Source organism: Clostridium pabulibutyricum (genome assembly GCF_058242705.1).
The window spans coordinates 1-18,479 of record NZ_JBZAYZ010000024.1 but is presented as its reverse complement, the minus strand read 5'-3'; the positions used below and the strand labels follow the sequence as shown (position 1 = coordinate 18,479).

Genomic DNA, 18,479 nt, shown 5'->3' with positions numbered 1-18,479 from the left:
AACTGAAACATCTAAGTACCCGGAGGAAGAGAAAGAAAAATCGATTTTCTAAGTAGCGGCGAGCGAAAGGGAAAGAGCCCAAACCAGGAACTTGTTCCTGGGGTTCGGGCGGACATAACCGGATAATAGGAAAGTTGAAGAGAGCTGGAAGGCTCCGCCAAAGAAGGTAAAAGCCCTGTAGGCGAAAGCCGAAAAATCCGAGTCCGTACCAGAGTACCACGAGACACGAGAAACCTTGTGGGAATGAGGGAGGACCACCTCCTAAGGCTAAATACTACCTGGTGACCGATAGTGAAGCAGTACCGTGAGGGAAAGGTGAAAAGAACCCCGGAAGGGGAGTGAAATAGAACCTGAAACCGTGTGTCCACAACCGATCGAAGCACTTTAACGTGCGACGATGTGCTTTTTGTAGAACGAGCCAGCGAGTTACGGTATGCAGCAAGGTTAAGCACTTAAGGTGCGGAGCCGGAGGGAAACCGAGTCTTAATAGGGCGGGAAGTTGCATGCTGTAGACCCGAAACCGAGTGACCTATCCATGGCCAGGTTGAAGCGGAAGTAAAATTCCGTGGAGGACCGAACCACGTTGGTGTTGAAAAACCATGGGATGAGCTGTGGATAGCGGAGAAATTCCAATCGAACTCGGAGATAGCTGGTTCTCCTCGAAATAGCTTTAGGGCTAGCGTCGTGAATGAGTAGTGGAGGTAGAGCACTGAATGGGATAGGGGCTGACAACAGTTACCGAACCCTATCAAACTCCGAATGCCATATACTTGAATCACGGCAGTCAGACTGCGAATGATAAGGTCCGTAGTCAAAAGGGAAACAGCCCAGATCATCAGCTAAGGTCCCAAAGTGTAAGTTAAGTGGAAAAGGATGTGGGATTTCTAAGACAACTAGGATGTTGGCTCAGAAGCAGCCACTCATTTAAAGAGTGCGTAACAGCTCACTAGTCAAGAGGTCCTGCGCCGAAAATGTCCGGGGCTAAAACTTACCACCGAAGCTATGGACCCGAAAGGGTGGTAGAGGAGCATCCTGTACGGATTGAAGCAGCACCGGAAGGAGTTGTGGACTGTACAGGAGAGAGTATGCTGGCATAAGTAGCGAGAAATAAGTGAGAATCTTATTGGTCGAAGACCTAAGGTTTCCTGGGGAAGGTTCGTCCGCCCAGGGTTAGTCGGGACCTAAGCCGAGGCCGAAAGGCGTAGGCGATGGACAATCGGTTGATATTCCGATACCGCAGTCATGCGTTTGACAGATGGGATGACGCAGAAGGATAGGATGTGCACACTGTTGGATGTGTGTCTAAGCACTGAGGCAGGTAGAGCTGGAAAATCCGCTCTATCAATGCTGGGGTGTTACAGGGATCCAATTTTGGAGAAGTATCCGATTTCACGCTGCCAAGAAAAGTCTCTATGGAGCAGGGCTGCGCCCGTACCGCAAACCGACACAGGTAGGTGAGGAGAGAATCCTAAGACCATCGGAAGAATTGTTGTTAAGGAACTAGGCAAATTAACTCCGTAACTTAGGGATAAGGAGTGCCCCGAAAGGGGCCGCAGAGAATAGGCTCAAGCAACTGTTTATCAAAAACACAGGTCTCTGCTAAAGCGAAAGCTGAAGTATAGGGGCTGACGCCTGCCCGGTGCTGGAAGGTTAAGGGGAATACTAAGCCGCAAGGCGAAGGTATGAACTTAAGCCCCAGTAAACGGCGGCCGTAACTATAACGGTCCTAAGGTAGCGAAATTCCTTGTCGGGTAAGTTCCGACCCGCACGAATGGCGTAATGATTTGAGCACTGTCTCGACAACAAATCCGGCGAAATTGTAGTGCAAGTGAAGATGCTTGCTACCCGCGATTGGACGGAAAGACCCCGTAGAGCTTTACTGCAGTTTAGCATTGAGTTTCGGTATTGTCTGTACAGGATAGGTGGGAGGCATGGAAACCAGGGCGCTAGCCTTGGCGGAGCCATCCTTGGGATACCACCCTGACAGTACTGGAATTCTAACCGGCGGCCATCACCTGGTCACGGGACATTGTTAGGCAGGCAGTTTGACTGGGGCGGTCGCCTCCAAAAGAGTAACGGAGGCGCCCAAAGGTTCCCTCAGAAGGGTCGGAAATCCTTCGAAGAGCGCAAAGGCATAAGGGAGCCTGACTGCGACACATACAGGTGGAGCAGGGACGAAAGTCGGGCTTAGTGATCCGGTGGTACCTCGTGGGAGGGCCATCGCTCAACGGATAAAAGCTACCTCGGGGATAACAGGCTGATCTCCCCCAAGAGTCCACATCGACGGGGAGGTTTGGCACCTCGATGTCGGCTCGTCGCATCCTGGGGCTGAAGTAGGTCCCAAGGGTTGGGCTGTTCGCCCATTAAAGCGGCACGCGAGCTGGGTTCAGAACGTCGTGAGACAGTTCGGTCCCTATCCGTCGCGGGCGCAGGAAATTTGAGAGGAGCTGTCCTTAGTACGAGAGGACCGGGATGGACTGACCTCTGGTGCACCAGTTGCTCCGCCAGGAGCACAGCTGGGTAGCTATGTCGGGAAGGGATAAACGCTGAAAGCATCTAAGTGTGAAGCCCACCTCAAGATTAGATTTCCCACAGCGTAAGCTGGTAAGACCCCTTGAAGAACACGAGGTTGATAGGTCAGAGGTGTAAGCATGGTGACATGTTAAGCTGACTGATACTAATAGGTCGAGGGCTTGACCAAATAAATTATGATACTGCTGTGCAATTTTCAGGGAATAGAATGATCCCTTGAAAACTACATAATCTGGCGGCAATGACGTGAAGGCAACACCCTTTCCCATTCCGAACAGGCAGGTTAAGCTTCATAGTGCCGAAAGTACTGCAGGGGAGGCCTTGTGGGAGGATAGGTAACCGCCAGGTAAGTTGTTCCGTGGTAGCTCAATGGTTGAGCATTCGGCTGTTAACCGAAGGGTTGGAGGTTCGAGCCCTCTCCACGGAGCCATTTTTATTTTTTGAATTTATAAAGCAGACTTAAACAGTCTGCTTTTTATATTGATTAAAATTCCTAAATATGTTAATATTGGAATGTTAAGTAATACAAATCGTATAAGTGAGAAAATAAAAGGAAGAAGCAGATATAAGCATTATTGAACAGTAAAATATAGAATTTAACTTTATATAAAGGTTGAATAAAATAAGATAAAATAATATTATTTATTTAAAGTCAAAGAAAGTCAAAGTAATATTGCTATAACTAAGAAGGTGATATAGTGGCAAGATTATCTGATATAATAGAATCTTTTATAAAACAGATGATGGAAGAAAGTGAAGAATCTCGATTGGAAATAAGGAGAAATCAGCTGGCAAATCATTTTAGCTGTGCCCCTTCTCAAATAAATTATGTTTTAACTACAAGATTTACTGTTGATAAAGGATATTATGTTGAGAGTAGAAGAGGTGGCGGCGGCTGTATAATTATAAGAAGGGTAGTTTGCAATAGCAACAGAAACTTGCTTGATATTATATTTGAGAAAATAGGTGACAGTATAACATACAATGTTGCTGTTCAGATTATAGATGGTTTGGATGAAGCTGGTATTATTACAAGCAGAGAAGCCGGTATTTTAAAGGTGGTTGTAAATGATAGGACTTTCAGTGAATTTGTTGACAATAAAAATAAACTTAGAGCATCTATTCTTAAATCGGCTATAGTAGTTGTTTTTAATGAGAGTTAAAAATATATGAGATTTTTTACAAATGTTGTGGAGGTGATTAGTTATGTTGTGCGATAGATGTAAAAAAAATGAAGCTACCGTTCATATAACCAAAATAGTGAATGGTATTAAGCAGGAAATTAACTTATGTGAGAAATGTGCAATGGAAAATGGAGAGTTGAGTTTTGTGCCACAGATAAATTTTGCGTCTCCATTTAGTTTTCAAAATATTTTAAGTGGAATTATGGATTATATGAATGCCCCTAATGAGACTGCTGCAAGTTTTGACATAACATGTAAAAATTGTGGGACTTCATATAGGGAATTCAAAAAAACCGGTCTTGTCGGATGCAGTGAATGCTATAAAGAGTTTTCAAAAATACTTAAGCCTGTAATTAAGAGAGTTCAGGCCAATCTTGAGCACACTGGAAAAATACCGAAAAGGTCTGGTGAAAAGATTATAAATAGGAGAAATCTTATGAAGCTCAAACAGGATCTTCAAAAGGCTATTGCTCTTGAAGAATATGAGAAAGCTGCACAAATTAGGGATAAGATAAAAGAACTTCAAAGTGGTGATTACAATGATGACACTATGAAGGGCAAGGGGGAAGAATCATGAATGACTGGTTGACATCATCAAATGAAAACAATGAAGATCTGGTTATAAGTACAAGAGTTAGACTTGCCAGAAATTTGGCTAAGGTACCGTTTCCCCATAAATTAAGTGAACAAAAAGGCAGGGATGTAGTTTCACTTGTGGAAAAAGCTTTTTACGAAAATACAGATGAAAAAGATGCTTTTACAAGCAATCATCTCTGGAACGAAAATGAGAATAAAAGAAAAATGTTTCTTGAGAAGCATCTTATAAGTAAGAATCTCATAGAAAATAGCAACAAGGGATCTTTTATACTTAATAATGATAAAACCATAAGTATAATGATTAATGAAGAAGATCATATAAGAATTCAATGTATAACGGCAGGATTTAATCTTGAAGATGTTTATGAGTCAAGTGATACAATAGATAATATTCTGGAGGAAAATCTTGAATATGCTTTTGATGAAAGACTTGGCTATCTTACAGCTTGCCCAACAAACTTGGGAACGGGATTCAGGGCGTCTGTAATGCTGCATCTTCCAGCAATCTCTTTAACCAATCAGATAAATGGACTTTTAAATGCACTTAGCCAGGTTGGAATGACGATACGTGGATTGTATGGAGAAGGGTCAAAAGCTTTGGGCAATGTTTATCAAATTTCGAATCAAGTGACGCTTGGGCGTAGTGAAGAAGAAATAATGAGCAATCTCAAGGCACTTGTAAATCAAACGATCAATCAGGAAAAGTCTTGTAGAGAAAGTCTGATTAAGAGTTCAAAATATGAGCTTCAAGACAGGATATTCAGAGCACTTGCAATTTTGAGGTATTCGGTACTTTTAAATCTGAATGAATGTTTAAAACTTTTATCTTATGTAAGATTAGGTGTGGAAATGGGAATAATTAAAGATGTAAGTAAGCCTGTGTTGAATAGTCTGCTTGTGGAAATACAACCGGCTACCATACAACAAAATCATGATACGATTTTATCGAGTAGGGATTTGAATTTTAATAGAGCTGAATTAGTAAGAAAAAAGTTGTCTCAAAATACAGCTGAATAAAAAGGAGGGTGAATGATATTATGATGTTTGGTAGATTTACTGAAAGAGCGCAGAAAGTTATTATATATGCTCAAGAAGAGGCACAATCACTTAAACATGGATACGTTGGAACAGAGCATATACTTCTTGGAATATTGAGAGAAGAAGGAATATCAAAAACTTTGCTTAATAATATGAACATTACTGCTGACAATGTAAAATCACTTATAGAAGAGTATGAGGGAAGAGGTGAAATAGAATTATACAATAACGAAATACCTCTTACCCCGAGAACCAAGAGACTGCTCGAGTTAAGTTTGTTTGAGGCTAGAAATTTGAATCACAATTATATAAGTCCTGAACATATATTGCTTGCATTGATAAGAGAAGCTGAAGGAGTAGCTTTTACAATCCTCAATAATCTTGGTGCGGATTTTAATAAATTAAGAAAAGAGCTTGTAAATTCATTATCCGGAGAACAATCCACAAATACAGGCAACAGTAAAAAGGGTTCTGGAGAACCAACTCCAACTCTTGACCAGTTTGGACGTGATCTGACTGACATGGCAAGAGAAGGAAAACTTGATCCTGTAATAGGAAGGGATAAAGAAACTCAGAGGGTACTTGAGATATTAAGTAGAAGAACAAAAAATAATCCTTGCCTTATAGGGGATCCTGGAGTTGGTAAAACTGCCATTGCCGAAGGACTTGCTCAAAAAATAGTTTCATCGAACATACCTGAGCTTTTAATGGGAAAAAGAGTTGTAACGCTTGATCTTTCTTCTATGATTGCGGGATCTAAATATAGAGGAGAGTTTGAAGAAAGACTCAAGAAGGTAATGGAGGAAATCAGGAAGTCTGGAAATGTAATACTGTTTATAGATGAAATCCATACTATAATTGGAGCAGGAGCGGCAGAAGGTGCCATTGATGCTTCCAACATATTAAAACCAGCTCTTGCAAGAGGAGAAATACAGTGCATAGGTGCAACAACCATAGATGAATACAGAAAATACATTGAAAAGGATGCTGCTCTTGAGAGAAGATTCCAACCAATAATGGTAGGCGAGCCTACCAAGGAAGAAGCAGTTCTTATATTGAAAGGACTTAGAGATAAGTATGAGGCTCACCACAGGGTCAAGATAACCGATGCGGCAATTGATTCAGCTGTAAATTTGTCGGACAGATATATTACAGATAGATATTTGCCGGATAAAGCCATAGACCTAATTGATGAAGCATGTGCAAAAATCAGAATACAGAATTTAATTGCTCCACCTGATTTGAAGAAGATACAGGAAGAGCTTGAAAAGATAACAAAAGAGAAAGAAGATTCAATAAGAGTTCAGGATTTTGAAAAAGCAGCTAAACTTAGAGATCAGGAAAAGACATTAAAAGACAAACTTCAGGGAATGAAGACCAACTGGAAAACCGAGAAGGAAGTATCGAATTTGAAGGTTACTCCTGATCATATTGCATCGGTAGTATCGCAGTGGACCAATATACCTGTTGAGAAGCTAACGGAGAAAGAATCCCAGAAGCTTTTGAAGCTGGAGAGTATACTTCACAAAAGGGTGATAGGACAGGATGAGGCTGTAAAATCAATATCACGAGCTGTGAGAAGGGCAAGGGTTGGACTTAAAGATCCAAATAGGCCTATTGGTTCATTTATTTTCCTTGGACCTACGGGTGTAGGAAAAACGGAGCTTTCAAAGGCACTTGCAGAAGTAATGTTTGGCGATGAAAGCAATATGATAAGAATAGATATGTCAGAATATATGGAGAAGCATACTGTATCAAGGCTTATAGGATCACCACCAGGATATGTGGGATATGATGAAGGTGGTCAGCTTACTGAAAAGGTAAGAAGGAATCCATATTCCGTAGTACTCTTTGATGAAATAGAAAAAGCACATCCTGAAGTTTTTAATATACTTCTTCAAATACTTGAAGATGGAAGGCTTACAGATGGCAAGGGAAAAACGGTAAACTTCAAAAATACCATAGTTATAATGACATCCAATGTGGGAGCTTCGACTATAAAAAAACAGAAGCTTGTAGGTTTTTCAGCAGGTGATTCTGAAAAGAAGCAGGAAGATGAATATGAGCGTATGAAAGAAAACATAATGGAAGAATTGAAGAGCTCATTCAGACCTGAATTTCTAAATAGAATTGATGATATTATAGTATTTAGAAAACTTGGAGAAGAAGATTTGAAAAAGATAGTAAAGCTAATGCTTAAAGAGGTTTCTTCAAGATTAAAGGCTCAAAACATTCAAATCGATTTTACAGAAGGTGCCCAGGAACTTTTAACAAAAGAAGGTTTTGATATAAATTATGGAGCAAGACCGCTTAGGCGTGCCATTACAAAAACAGTTGAAGACAGACTTTCGGAAGAAATGCTCAAAGGAAATATAAAAAGAGGAGATAAAGTCAAGGTAAGTTCCAATGAAGATGATCTTGAATTTAATAAAGTAGAGTAATTTCAGTGATGCCCCCGTACGTTTATAGTAGGGGGCATCACTGATAATTATGTGGACAAAAAAATCATCAAATCTTAACAATTTTATGCTTATTATTAATGTATAATTGTTTTTGTATAGAGGAGGTAATGCAGTGGCTAAAATTAAAACTGTATTTGTATGTCAGAATTGCGGTTATGAATCTTTGAAATGGATAGGAAAATGTCCTAATTGCAGTGAATGGAACAGTATGGTTGAGGAAACCAAGACTTCCGTTAAAAAAGGTAAAGCAATTGATGCTGTGAATATTAATGAACCAAGAAAGATAAATACTATAAAATCAAGTGAGCATGAAAGAATGGATACGGGAATAGAGGAACTCAACAGAGTGCTTGGGGGGGGCATTGTAACGGGATCTTTGACCCTTATATCGGGAGCTCCCGGAATAGGAAAATCTACGCTGCTTCTTCAAACAGCCAATAATATTGCATCTAAGTATGGAAAGGTACTTTATATCTCTGGAGAGGAATCTGAAGAACAGATCAAAATGAGAGGGGATAGGCTGGGAGCTAATTGTGAAAATATATATGTGCTTTCTGAAACAAATCTTGATGTAATAGAAAGGAATATAGAAAAAACAAATCCTAAATTTGTTATAATAGATTCAATACAAACTTTGTTTAAGGATGATATTGGGTCTGCACCTGGAAGTGTATCTCAAGTTAGAGAAAGTTCAAACGATATTATGCGTATAGGTAAAACTAAGGTTATAGCATTTTTTATAGTTGCTCATATTACCAAACAAGGTCAGCTTGCAGGACCAAGGGTACTTGAGCACATGGTAGATACCGTCCTTTTTTTTGAGGGAGAAAGAAATGAAGAATTTAGAATACTTAGAACAATAAAAAATAGATTTGGAACTACAAGTGAAATTGGAGTATTCGAGATGAGAGAAAGTGGACTCTGCGAGATATCAAATCCATCAAGAGCTTTTCTGGAAGAAACGAATTTACAGCAGGAAGGATCAACTATTATTGGAATAATGGAGGGAACTAGGCCCATACTTATAGAGGTTCAAGCTCTTGTAAGCCAGACCAAGGCTGTAATCCCAAGAAGAACTGCAGTAGGTGTTGACAATTCAAGATTAAGTCTCATTTTGGCCGTCCTTGAAAAAAAGCTCAAGATACCATTTTATAATTCAGATGTTTATGTGAATGTAGTTGGAGGACTTGAGGTAGATGGAACATACGGAGATCTCGGCATTGCACTTTCTTTAATATCTAGTGCAAAGTCGATAAGCCTGAAGCCGGAAAAGTTGCTTGTTGTTGGTGAAATTGGACTTACGGGAGAGGTACGACCTGTATCATTTTGTGATAGAATTATAAGTGAAGCTGGAAAGATGGGTTTTACAAATGTATTGATACCGGACAGAAATAAGGAAAAAATACATAGCAATAAGTTGAATGTTATGGGTGTGTCTTCCCTTAAAGATGCATTAAATAAAGTCTTTTGATTTAAGGTGATAATTGTGAGAGTAGAAAAAAATAAGGAATTAAAAAGCATATTGAAATTACTTGCTCCGGGAACTCAGCTCAGAGAAGGATTGGAGAATATACTCAGGGCGAAGACGGGTGGATTGCTGTTGCTTGGAAACAGTGATCAGATATTGAAAATTGTAGATGGAGGATTTGCAATAGATTCAGATTACAGCCCGTCCTATGTCTATGAGCTGGCCAAGATGGATGGTGCAATAGTTTTAAGTACGGATTTGAAAAAGATATTATATGCAAATGCCCAGCTTATTCCAGATTCGGGAACTCCGACTTTTGAAACTGGAACAAGGCATAGAACTGCAGACAGGGTTGCAAAACAGACAGGTTCAATAGTGATTGCAATTTCACAGAGAAGAAACATAATAACAGTATACAAAGGCTATATAAAATATGTACTTAGAGACAGCAGTATAATACTTGCAAGAGCCAATCAGGCACTGCAAACCCTTGAAAAGTATGTTTCCGTATTGGAGCGAATCGTAAACAATTTAAATATACTGGAATTTCAGGACTTGGTTACGCTTTTTGATGTTATGACGGCAATTCAGAGAACAGAGATGGTAATGAGGATAGTATCTGAAATTGAAATATATATATGTGAGCTTGGAAATGAAGGAAGGCTTATATCAATGCAGCTCAACGAACTTATAAAAAATATTGAGCAGGATGGAATATGGATGATAAGGGACTATTGCCAGAAAGACATCAACTATGAGGAAATATATAAGCATATACAGGCAATGAGTTCTGATGAACTTTTAAATCTTGATTGCATTGCAAAAGCTTTGGGATATACTGGGGTACCGCTTATGGATACTTTAATTTCGCCAAGAGGTTATAGAATGCTCGACAAGATACCTAGGATACCTACTAATGTAATAGAAAATCTCGTAAAGAATTTTAAAGAGTTAAAGGGAGCCATGGAGGCATCTTATGAGGAACTTGACAATGTTGAGGGAATTGGAGAAGCTAGGGCGAGGGCCATAAAGAATGGCCTTAGAAGGTTGAGAGAACAGATTATTGTAGATAATAACTTTAGCACAAAATAATATATTTCATTATTTTGTGCTGCAGTTTATCTGAAAGAGTATTTTCCGAGAGTGGTTATTTTGTCATATTCTTTTAATAATATGTCGTATAAATTCAAGTCTAATGAATTGCATAAGGAAGCAAGATAAAAGAGATTATTTCCTATTTCACTTGCAATTATTTCACGGCAATTATTACATAATTTACCCTTAAGATGAGTTTTCAAGCAGTTTTCGAGTGAATTTATGTCAATATTTTCTTTTTCATAAGGAAGCTGCTGTTTTTCTGCGGAAATTTTTATACATCCACAGTTGGTAACGGATTTTGCTATTGATCTATTTATTCTTGCATTGGATTCTTGAAGTTTGGTTATTATATCTAAAATACTCTTATGTCTCAATAAGGATTCGTTAACAACATCTTGAAAATTGTCAAAGATTATATCTTTCATTTGATTCAACTCCTTGTTTATAGTTAACATACTTTATATATCAATTATAATTTTTATTAGATAATTTTGTCAATGAATTACAGCTCATTTAAAATATATGATAAACCAATAATTGATTGATGAACAGGGGGCATTAATAAAAGTTTTGAACGGATATGTAAGGTAAATATGATTAAAATACGGAAATTTAGTAAATAATTTATTAAATAAATGGAGTCTTATTGAAAAAAGACTGTTGTTAATATATATTAGATATTAACAACAGGGAATTATTAGGTTTTTATAAATTTGATAAGGAGGTGAGTCTATTGTTAAAAAAAATATTGAGAGGACTTTTTACAATAATAGGCTTGATAATTGGATATTTGTTTGGAGAAGCTGTGATAAACAGCCACTATTTTGTTAAAATGGGTTATTTGAGTAACGGGCCCATAGGAAAAATGCTTTTTTTAATTATAGTAAGTGTAATTTTTGGAATAATATTATTTTTAATATCTCCATGGATTAATGTACTTATAATGAAAACCATGGATTACATTGAAAAAAGTCTTCAAAAACTTCCTGCTGTAGAGATTTTGATTGGTTTCATAGGTGCACTTCTTGGACTTTTAATATCGGCAATTTTTGTAAATCTACTTGCCAAAATACCGGTAGTAGGAACATTGCTGGCGGTATTGGTAGCTATACTGATGGCAGCATTGGGAGTAAATTTGGCCATAAAGAAAAAAGATGAACTTATAAGTCTTTTCAGCAATATTTCAATTAGAAGGTCTCAGGGAGTTAAGGACAAGAAATCAAAAGGTGGAAACGGCGGTTTGTGTCCTAAGGTGCTTGATACGTCTGTTATAATTGACGGAAGGATATTTGATATATGTCAGACTGGGTTTATAGAGGGACCACTTGTAATTCCAAATTTTGTGCTGGCGGAACTTAGGCATATAGCGGATTCATCAGATAGTTTGAAGAGAACCAGAGGTAGAAGAGGACTTGATGTACTCAATAAAATACAGAAAGAACTTAGTATAGAAGTTAGAAAATATGAAAAAGATTTTCCTGATATAAAAGAAGTTGACAGCAAACTTTTGAAGCTTTCTCAGGTACTTAATGGAAAAGTAATTACGAATGATTATAATTTAAACAAGGTAGCAGAGTTTCAAGGTGTTCCTGTGCTTAATATAAATGAACTTGCCAATGCAGTAAAACCTGTAGTCCTTCCCGGAGAAGAAATGAAGGTTCAGATAATAAAGGATGGAAAAGAGTCAGGACAGGGGATAGCGTATCTTGATGATGGTACGATGATAGTAATAGAAGGAGGCAAAAAATATATAGGTAATACGAAAGATGTAGTTGTAACTTCCGTATTGCAGACAGCTGCTGGCAGAATGATATTTGCTAAACAAAAAGAGGAGTTTTGATATGGAAGGTAATTATGCTATTATAGTGGCTGCAGGCAAAGGAACACGAATGCATGCAGGCATTAACAAGCAGCTTATTGATATATATGGAAAGCCGCTGCTTTATTATTCTATAGAAGCTTTTTCCAGAAGCAGCTTAATTGATGGGATAATATTGGTTTGTGCGAAAGAGGAAATGGAATATTGCAGGAATAATATAATTGGAAAATATGATTTCAAAAAAGTTATTGATATTGTGGAAGGCGGAACCAGACGTCAAGACTCGGTTTTAAACGGACTTCGAGCATTAAAGACATTTGATTGTAATGTGGTGCTTATACATGATGGGGCTAGACCATTTGTATCTGATAGAATAATAGAGGATGGAGTGAAATTTGCCAGAATTTACGGTTCGTGTGCATGTGCGGCAAAGGTCAAGGATACAATAAAAATAAAAAGTGCAGATGGTTTTTCTGCCGATACACTTGACAGGGAAAAACTAGTTTCAGTTCAAACACCTCAGTGTTTTCTTTATGATCTCATATTGGAATGCCATGAGAAGGTATCAAGTGAAAATTTCAGTGTTACGGATGATACAATGGTGGCTGAACATTATGGAAAGAAAGTTTATTTGTATGATGGAAGTTATGATAACATAAAAATAACTACTCCGGATGATTTAAAAATTGCAAAAATAATAGTTGGAAGTTTAAGTTAGAAGTAGTTTCAATTCCCTTGTTTTATAATAATATATATAAGACAGGGGAATTGATTTAATCGGGTGAAAAATTAAGTGAAAACAACAGAAATATTACGTAATATATGACAAATATGATAAAATGAATAATGATTATTAATTTAGGCATGATGAATATAAAATTAAATAAGGAGTGCAAACATTTATGAAAATTTATAATACTATGTCCAAAAGAAAAGAGGAATTTATACCACTGCGGCCTGGTGAAGTAAGTATGTATGTTTGTGGACCTACGGTATACAATTTTTTTCATATAGGGAATGCAAGGACTTTTGTTGTTTTTGATACTGTAAGAAGGTATTTTGAATATAGAGGATATAAAGTCAAATATATACAAAATTTTACTGATATTGATGATAAAATGATAAAAAGAGCAAATGAAGAAGGAGTTACTGTACAGGAACTGGGAAGCAGATTTATAAATGAATATTATAAGGATGCGGACTCGCTTAATATAGAAAGAGCTACTGCAAACCCACGAGCTACTGAGTATATTGAACAGATAATTTCATTTGTCAAAGATCTCATTGACAGAGAATATGCATATGAAATTGACGGGGATGTATATTTTAGAACAAAGAAGTTCAAGGAGTACGGTAAACTTTCAGGACAAAATATAGAAGATCTTCAGGCTGGTGCAAGAATAGAGGTAGATACACGAAAGAAGGATCCCATGGATTTCGCGGTATGGAAATCTCAAAAGGCGGGAGAACCTGCATGGAAGAGTCCATGGGGAATGGGAAGACCAGGATGGCATATAGAGTGTTCGTGCATGGTGTATAATCTGCTTGGTGATACTATAGACATTCATGCAGGAGGATCCGATTTGGAGTTTCCACATCATGAAAACGAAATTGCACAAAGTGAGAGTAGAACAGGAAAAACCTTTGCAAAGTATTGGATGCATTCTGCTTTTGTAAATGTGAATAATCAAAAGATGTCTAAATCACTTAACAATTTTTTTACAGCAAGAGAAATACTTGATAAATATGAACCTGATGTAATTAGAATGTTCATGCTTTCAGGGCATTATAGGACACAAATAAATTTTAGCCTTGAGCTTTTAGACTCATCCAAGTCTGCATTGGATAGATTATACAATTCAATAACCAATATGGAAAACTTTCTTGAAGAGACACAAGCAGATGAAATGGATGATGAAGAGAGGAAGTATCAGAAAAAACTGCTCTCATATAAAGATAAATATATGGAGAAAATGGATGATGATTTTAATACAGCAGATGCAATATCTGTGATATTTGACCTGATAAAAGATGTAAATATAAATGTGAATAACAAGTCATCTAAGGATTTGATAAAATATTGTATTGATCTTGTTAGAGAACTTGGTGGACCGCTTGGCATCCTTCAGAAATCAAAAAAAGGAAGCATAGAAGAAGATATTGAAGGCATGATAGAGCAAAGGCAAAAGGCAAGAAGTGCAAAAAACTGGGCACTTGCAGACAAAATAAGAGATGAACTTAAAGCAGAAGGTATAGTACTTGAGGATACTTCTGATGGGGTTAGATGGAAGAGGATATAAATGGAAAACAGATATTTATTTGAAGAGAAATTTACTGAAGAAGAGGCAAGGGAATTAAATCCACTCGTACTCGCTTTTGTTGGTGATGCCGTATATGAAGTTTTTGTGAGAACGTATTTAGTTGATAAAAATAGGAACATGAATGTTCACAAACTTCATGTATTGGCAATACAGTTTGTTAAAGCACATTCCCAAAGTGAGATTTTAAAAAGGATTTATGACAAGTTATCGGAAGACGAACTATATTTTTTTAAAAGGGGAAGAAATGCAAAGTCAGGAAGCATACCTAAAAATGCAGATGTACAGGAATACAGATTTGCCACGGGGCTTGAATCACTGATTGGGTATCTGTATCTTACAAAAAAGTCGGAAAGGTTGGAATACCTTTTGAATATTATGATATCTTTTAAAATATGAATTTGGAGTATTTAAAAGAAAGTGGGAGTTGAAGTTTTACAGTATGGAAGATAAGTTTGCTGAAAATATAATAGAGGGCAGAAATTCTGTAATTGAGGTGCTTAAGTCAAATAAGACAGTGGAGGAACTTTTAGTATCAAACGGGGAACTCACGGGATCTATAAATAAAATACTGCACCTTGCAAAAGACAAGAATGTAGTTGTAAAAAGGGTTGACAAAAAGAAACTTGATAAGATTTCATATACTGGAGCACATCAGGGTGTAATTGCGAAAGTGAGTTCATATAAATATTACAGCCTTGAACAAATTATTGATTATGCGTCGCAGAAAAATGAAAAGCCATTTTTAATAATACTTGATGAAATAGAGGATCCTCATAATTTTGGTGCCATAATAAGAACTGCGGAAGTTTGTGGAGCTCATGGTATTATAATTCCCAAAAGAAGAAACATTGGAGTTACTCCAACAGTATACAAATCTTCTGCAGGGGCGGCTGAATATATGAAAATATGTAAAGTTGGAAATTTGAATTCAACTATTGAAACCCTGAAAAAGCTCGGCATTTGGATATATGGTGCCGACATGGACGGCAAAGATTACTGTTTTAATACAGATTTTAAAGGCGGGGCTGCTCTTGTAATAGGAAGTGAAGGCAGAGGAATTTCAAGACTCATAAAGGAAAAGTGCGATGTACTTGTTAAAATTCCTATGATGGGAAAAATAACTTCATTGAATGCTTCAGTGGCAGGGGGAATAATAATGTATGAAATTTTAAAACAAAGAATAAAAGGACATGAAAATTGAGAATCATTTTTGTTGATGGATATAATGTTATAAATAGCTGGCCTGAGCTAAAGAAGAAAAAAGAATATAGTTTTGAGAGTGCAAGGCAGGGTCTTATTGATTCCATGGCAAATTATGCAGCGTTTAAAGGATACAGGATAGTTATAATCTTTGATGCACAGTTTGTACAAGGAAGTATGGAAAATCGGGAGGCCATTAGTGAAAATGTAGATACTGTTTTCACTAAAGAAGGTGAAACAGCGGATGCATATATAGAAAAATGTGTTAATGATATAGGACGCAGAAATGAGGTGTTTGTTGTCACTTCCGATAGACTTGAGCAGGAACTTGTTTTTCAAAGAGGGGCGGTTAGAATGTCATCTTTGGAATTTCACAAGGAAGTCAAATCCATAGGCAATAGAATCAGTAACACCATAAAAACAAGTTATTCAGATAGAAAACATACTTTAGAAGATAGAATTGACAAGAATATACTAGATAAACTTGAAAAAATTAGAAGAAACCGTTAAAATCTATTGACTGACAATTTATTTGTAATGTATAATCAACGTATGGTCTATATTTGTTTTGGAGGGGATATTTTGGAAAATAGGGGTTATGTTGGGAAAGTTTCCTCCTTTAAAGAAAAATCAGATGAGGAAGTAGTGGTTGAGGCAAAAAAGGGGGATACAAGAGCTCAGGAATATTTAATAAACAAGTACGAGAATTTTGTAAAGTCAAAGTCAAAATCATATTTTCTAATTGGAGCAGACAAAGAGGACATATATCAGGAAGGTATGATTGGGCTGTACAAGGCTATAAGAGATTTCAAAGCTGACAAATTGTCGTCTTTTAAAGCTTTTGCAGAACTATGCATTACACGGCAGATAATTACTGCAATAAAAACGGCTACAAGGCAAAAACATATTCCGCTTAATACATATATTTCGTTGAATAAGCCAATATATGATGAAGAATCAGATAGAACTCTACTGGATGTTTTGTCTGAGGCAAAAGTGGCTGATCCTGAAGAACTTATAATAAGCAGGGAAGAATTAAGCCACATACAGAGTGAAATTGGAGATGTGCTTTCAAATTTGGAGATGCAGGTGCTTGTTTCATATCTTGATGGCAAGTCATATCAAGAAATTGCATGTGATTTAGATAGACATGCTAAGTCTATAGACAATGCTTTGCAGAGAGTCAAAAGAAAGTTGGAAAAATGTTTGGGCGATAGATAAAATTATGTTGACAAAGGAATATAGATGTATTAGAATTAATAATCGGTATACAACTTTCTATAATTGGTTTGTACATTTATAAGCGGGAGTAGTTCAGTGGTAGAACACCAGCTTCCCAAGCTGGTTGTCGCGGGTTCAATCCCCGTCTCCCGCTCCAATTTTGAGATTGCCCATGTAGCTCAGTTGGCAGAGCGTCACCTTGGTAAGGTGGAGGTCACCAGTTCAATCCTGGTCATGGGCTCCAATGTAGTGCAATTGTATAAGGTGAGTTTGCAACACACCAGGGTGAGTTTACTTAATTAAAACTTTGAACAAACGAGGAGGAAGAAAAAAGATGTCAAAAGAGAAATATGAGAGAACAAAACCGCATGTAAACATAGGAACAATAGGACACGTAGACCATGGAAAGACAACATTAACAGCAGCAATAACAACAGTATTGTCAAAAGAGGGAAAAGCAGCAGCAACAAAATATGATGAAATAGATAAAGCACCAGAAGAAAAAGAAAGAGGAATAACAATAAACACAGCGCATGTAGAGTATGAGACAGACAAGAGACATTATGCACATGTAGATTGTCCAGGACATGCAGATTATGTAAAGAACATGATAACAGGAGCAGCACAGATGGATGGAGCAATCCTGGTAGTAAGTGCAGCAGATGGACCAATGCCACAGACAAGAGAACATATACTTCTAGCAAGCAGAGTAGGAGTACAGCATATAGTAGTATTCTTAAACAAGTCAGATCAGGTAGATGATCCAGAATTAATAGAATTGGTAGAGATGGAAGTAAGAGAACTTTTAAGTGAATATGGATTTCCAGGAGACGATGTACCAATAATCGTAGGAAGTGCACTTAAAGTATTAGAGAATCCAGATGATGAAGAGACAACAAAATGCATACATGAGTTAATGGATGCAGTAGATGAATATATACCAACACCAGAAAGACCAACAGACAAACCGTTCCTTATGCCAATAGAGGATATCTTCACAATAACAGGAAGAGGAACAGTGGCAACAGGAAGAGTAGAGACAGGAAAACTCAAGATAGGAGACGAACTTGAGGTAGTAGGACTTACAGAAGAGAAGAAGAAGACAGTATGTACTGGAGTAGAAATGTTCAGAAAGATGTTGGATCAGGCGCTTGCAGGAGATAACATAGGAGCACTTTTAAGAGGAGTACAGAGAGAAGATATACAGAGGGGTCAGGTTCTTGCACAGCCGGGAACAGTACATCCGCACAAGAAATTTGTAGGTCAGGTATATGTACTTAAAAAAGAAGAGGGTGGAAGACATACACCATTCTTTAACGGATACAGACCACAGTTTTATTTCAGAACAACAGACGTAACAGGATCTATAGCACTACCAGAAGGAGTAGAAATGGTAATGCCAGGAGATCATATAGACATGAACGTAGAACTTATAACACCAGTAGCAATGCATGAAGGACTTAGATTTGCAATAAGAGAAGGCGGAAGAACAGTAGGTTCAGGTGTTGTTACTAAGATTGTTGAGTAGTTTCTTAGTAT

General features: G+C 37.4%; 15 protein-coding genes, 3 tRNA genes and 2 rRNA genes. 19 read left to right on the top strand and 1 reads right to left on the bottom strand.

Going from position 1 to position 18,479, the window contains the following annotated elements:
* The 9 genes from AC4CVH_RS15855 to disA form a co-directional block, all read left to right on the top strand.
* Nucleotides 1-2,701: ribosomal RNA gene (locus AC4CVH_RS15855) — 23S ribosomal RNA — on the top strand; the annotation flags it as partial.
* Between the two features lie 62 nt (nt 2,702-2,763).
* Nucleotides 2,764-2,880, top strand: a 5S ribosomal RNA gene (rrf, locus tag AC4CVH_RS15850).
* A gap of 7 nt (nt 2,881-2,887) precedes the next feature.
* Nucleotides 2,888-2,962: transfer RNA gene (locus AC4CVH_RS15845), tRNA-Asn, on the top strand.
* A 268-nt stretch (nt 2,963-3,230) separates the two neighbouring features.
* Nucleotides 3,231-3,695, top strand: coding sequence for a CtsR family transcriptional regulator (locus tag AC4CVH_RS15840; protein WP_490788698.1), 465 nt, complete (start codon nt 3,231-3,233; stop codon nt 3,693-3,695).
* Between the two features lie 43 nt (nt 3,696-3,738).
* Entirely contained in the window at nt 3,739-4,293 is a 555-nt protein-coding gene (locus tag AC4CVH_RS15835; protein WP_490788697.1) for a UvrB/UvrC motif-containing protein, read from the top strand.
* The gene (locus AC4CVH_RS15830) at nt 4,290-5,330 is read left to right on the top strand and encodes a protein arginine kinase (RefSeq protein WP_490788696.1); all 1,041 of its coding nucleotides are present in this window, start codon (nt 4,290-4,292) and stop codon (nt 5,328-5,330) included. The genes AC4CVH_RS15835 and AC4CVH_RS15830 overlap by 4 nt, the downstream gene beginning before the upstream one ends.
* Before the next feature lie 20 nt (nt 5,331-5,350).
* Nucleotides 5,351-7,792, top strand: a complete 2,442-nt coding sequence (locus AC4CVH_RS15825) for an ATP-dependent Clp protease ATP-binding subunit (protein ID WP_490788695.1) — start codon at nt 5,351-5,353, stop codon at nt 7,790-7,792.
* Between the two features lie 133 nt (nt 7,793-7,925).
* Nucleotides 7,926-9,284 (top strand): DNA repair protein RadA, encoded by a 1,359-nt coding sequence (gene radA, locus AC4CVH_RS15820; RefSeq protein ID WP_490788694.1) that lies wholly within the window; start codon nt 7,926-7,928, stop codon nt 9,282-9,284.
* Nucleotides 9,285-9,299: 15 nt separating this feature from the next.
* Nucleotides 9,300-10,373 carry a DNA integrity scanning diadenylate cyclase DisA gene (disA, locus tag AC4CVH_RS15815; protein WP_490788693.1) on the top strand — a complete coding sequence of 358 codons (1,074 nt, stop codon included), beginning with the start codon at nt 9,300-9,302 and terminating at the stop codon, nt 10,371-10,373.
* A 26-nt stretch (nt 10,374-10,399) separates the two neighbouring features.
* Here the strand turns inward: disA and AC4CVH_RS15810 are convergent, their stop codons facing one another.
* Nucleotides 10,400-10,804: a DUF1573 domain-containing protein gene (locus AC4CVH_RS15810; protein WP_490788692.1), complete on the bottom strand. Its 405-nt coding sequence runs from the start codon at nt 10,802-10,804 to the stop codon at nt 10,400-10,402.
* A 308-nt stretch (nt 10,805-11,112) separates the two neighbouring features.
* On the opposite strand from AC4CVH_RS15810, the gene AC4CVH_RS15805 reads away from it, so the two are divergent.
* The 10 genes from AC4CVH_RS15805 (at nt 11,113) to tuf (ending at nt 18,468) form a co-directional block, all read left to right on the top strand.
* Nucleotides 11,113-12,219 carry a PIN/TRAM domain-containing protein gene (locus AC4CVH_RS15805; protein ID WP_490788691.1) on the top strand — a complete coding sequence of 369 codons (1,107 nt, stop codon included), beginning with the start codon at nt 11,113-11,115 and terminating at the stop codon, nt 12,217-12,219.
* A gap of 1 nt (nt 12,220) precedes the next feature.
* Nucleotides 12,221-12,916, top strand: coding sequence for a 2-C-methyl-D-erythritol 4-phosphate cytidylyltransferase (ispD, locus tag AC4CVH_RS15800; protein WP_490788690.1), 696 nt, complete (start codon nt 12,221-12,223; stop codon nt 12,914-12,916).
* 184 nt (nt 12,917-13,100) lie between these two features.
* Complete coding sequence (gene cysS, locus AC4CVH_RS15795; protein ID WP_490788689.1) at nt 13,101-14,498, top strand: cysteine--tRNA ligase; 1,398 nt, start codon at nt 13,101-13,103, stop codon at nt 14,496-14,498.
* Nucleotides 14,499-14,915, top strand: a complete 417-nt coding sequence (locus tag AC4CVH_RS15790; protein WP_490788688.1) for a Mini-ribonuclease 3 — start codon at nt 14,499-14,501, stop codon at nt 14,913-14,915.
* A gap of 43 nt (nt 14,916-14,958) precedes the next feature.
* Nucleotides 14,959-15,720 carry a 23S rRNA (guanosine(2251)-2'-O)-methyltransferase RlmB gene (gene rlmB / locus AC4CVH_RS15785; RefSeq protein WP_490788687.1) on the top strand — a complete coding sequence of 254 codons (762 nt, stop codon included), beginning with the start codon at nt 14,959-14,961 and terminating at the stop codon, nt 15,718-15,720.
* A complete protein-coding gene (locus tag AC4CVH_RS15780) occupies nt 15,717-16,229 on the top strand; it encodes an NYN domain-containing protein (protein ID WP_490788686.1) in 513 nt (170 codons plus the stop codon). Before rlmB ends, AC4CVH_RS15780 begins: the two co-directional genes overlap by 4 nt.
* A gap of 42 nt (nt 16,230-16,271) precedes the next feature.
* The gene (gene sigH, locus AC4CVH_RS15775) at nt 16,272-16,940 is read left to right on the top strand and encodes an RNA polymerase sporulation sigma factor SigH (RefSeq protein ID WP_490788685.1); all 669 of its coding nucleotides are present in this window, start codon (nt 16,272-16,274) and stop codon (nt 16,938-16,940) included.
* Between the two features lie 82 nt (nt 16,941-17,022).
* A tRNA-Gly gene (locus AC4CVH_RS15770) sits at nt 17,023-17,097 on the top strand.
* An 11-nt stretch (nt 17,098-17,108) separates the two neighbouring features.
* Nucleotides 17,109-17,184 (top strand) — tRNA-Thr (locus tag AC4CVH_RS15765).
* 90 nt (nt 17,185-17,274) lie between these two features.
* Nucleotides 17,275-18,468 carry an elongation factor Tu gene (gene tuf / locus AC4CVH_RS15760; protein WP_490787678.1) on the top strand — a complete coding sequence of 398 codons (1,194 nt, stop codon included), beginning with the start codon at nt 17,275-17,277 and terminating at the stop codon, nt 18,466-18,468.
* The last annotated feature ends 11 nt before the right edge of the window (nt 18,469-18,479 follow it).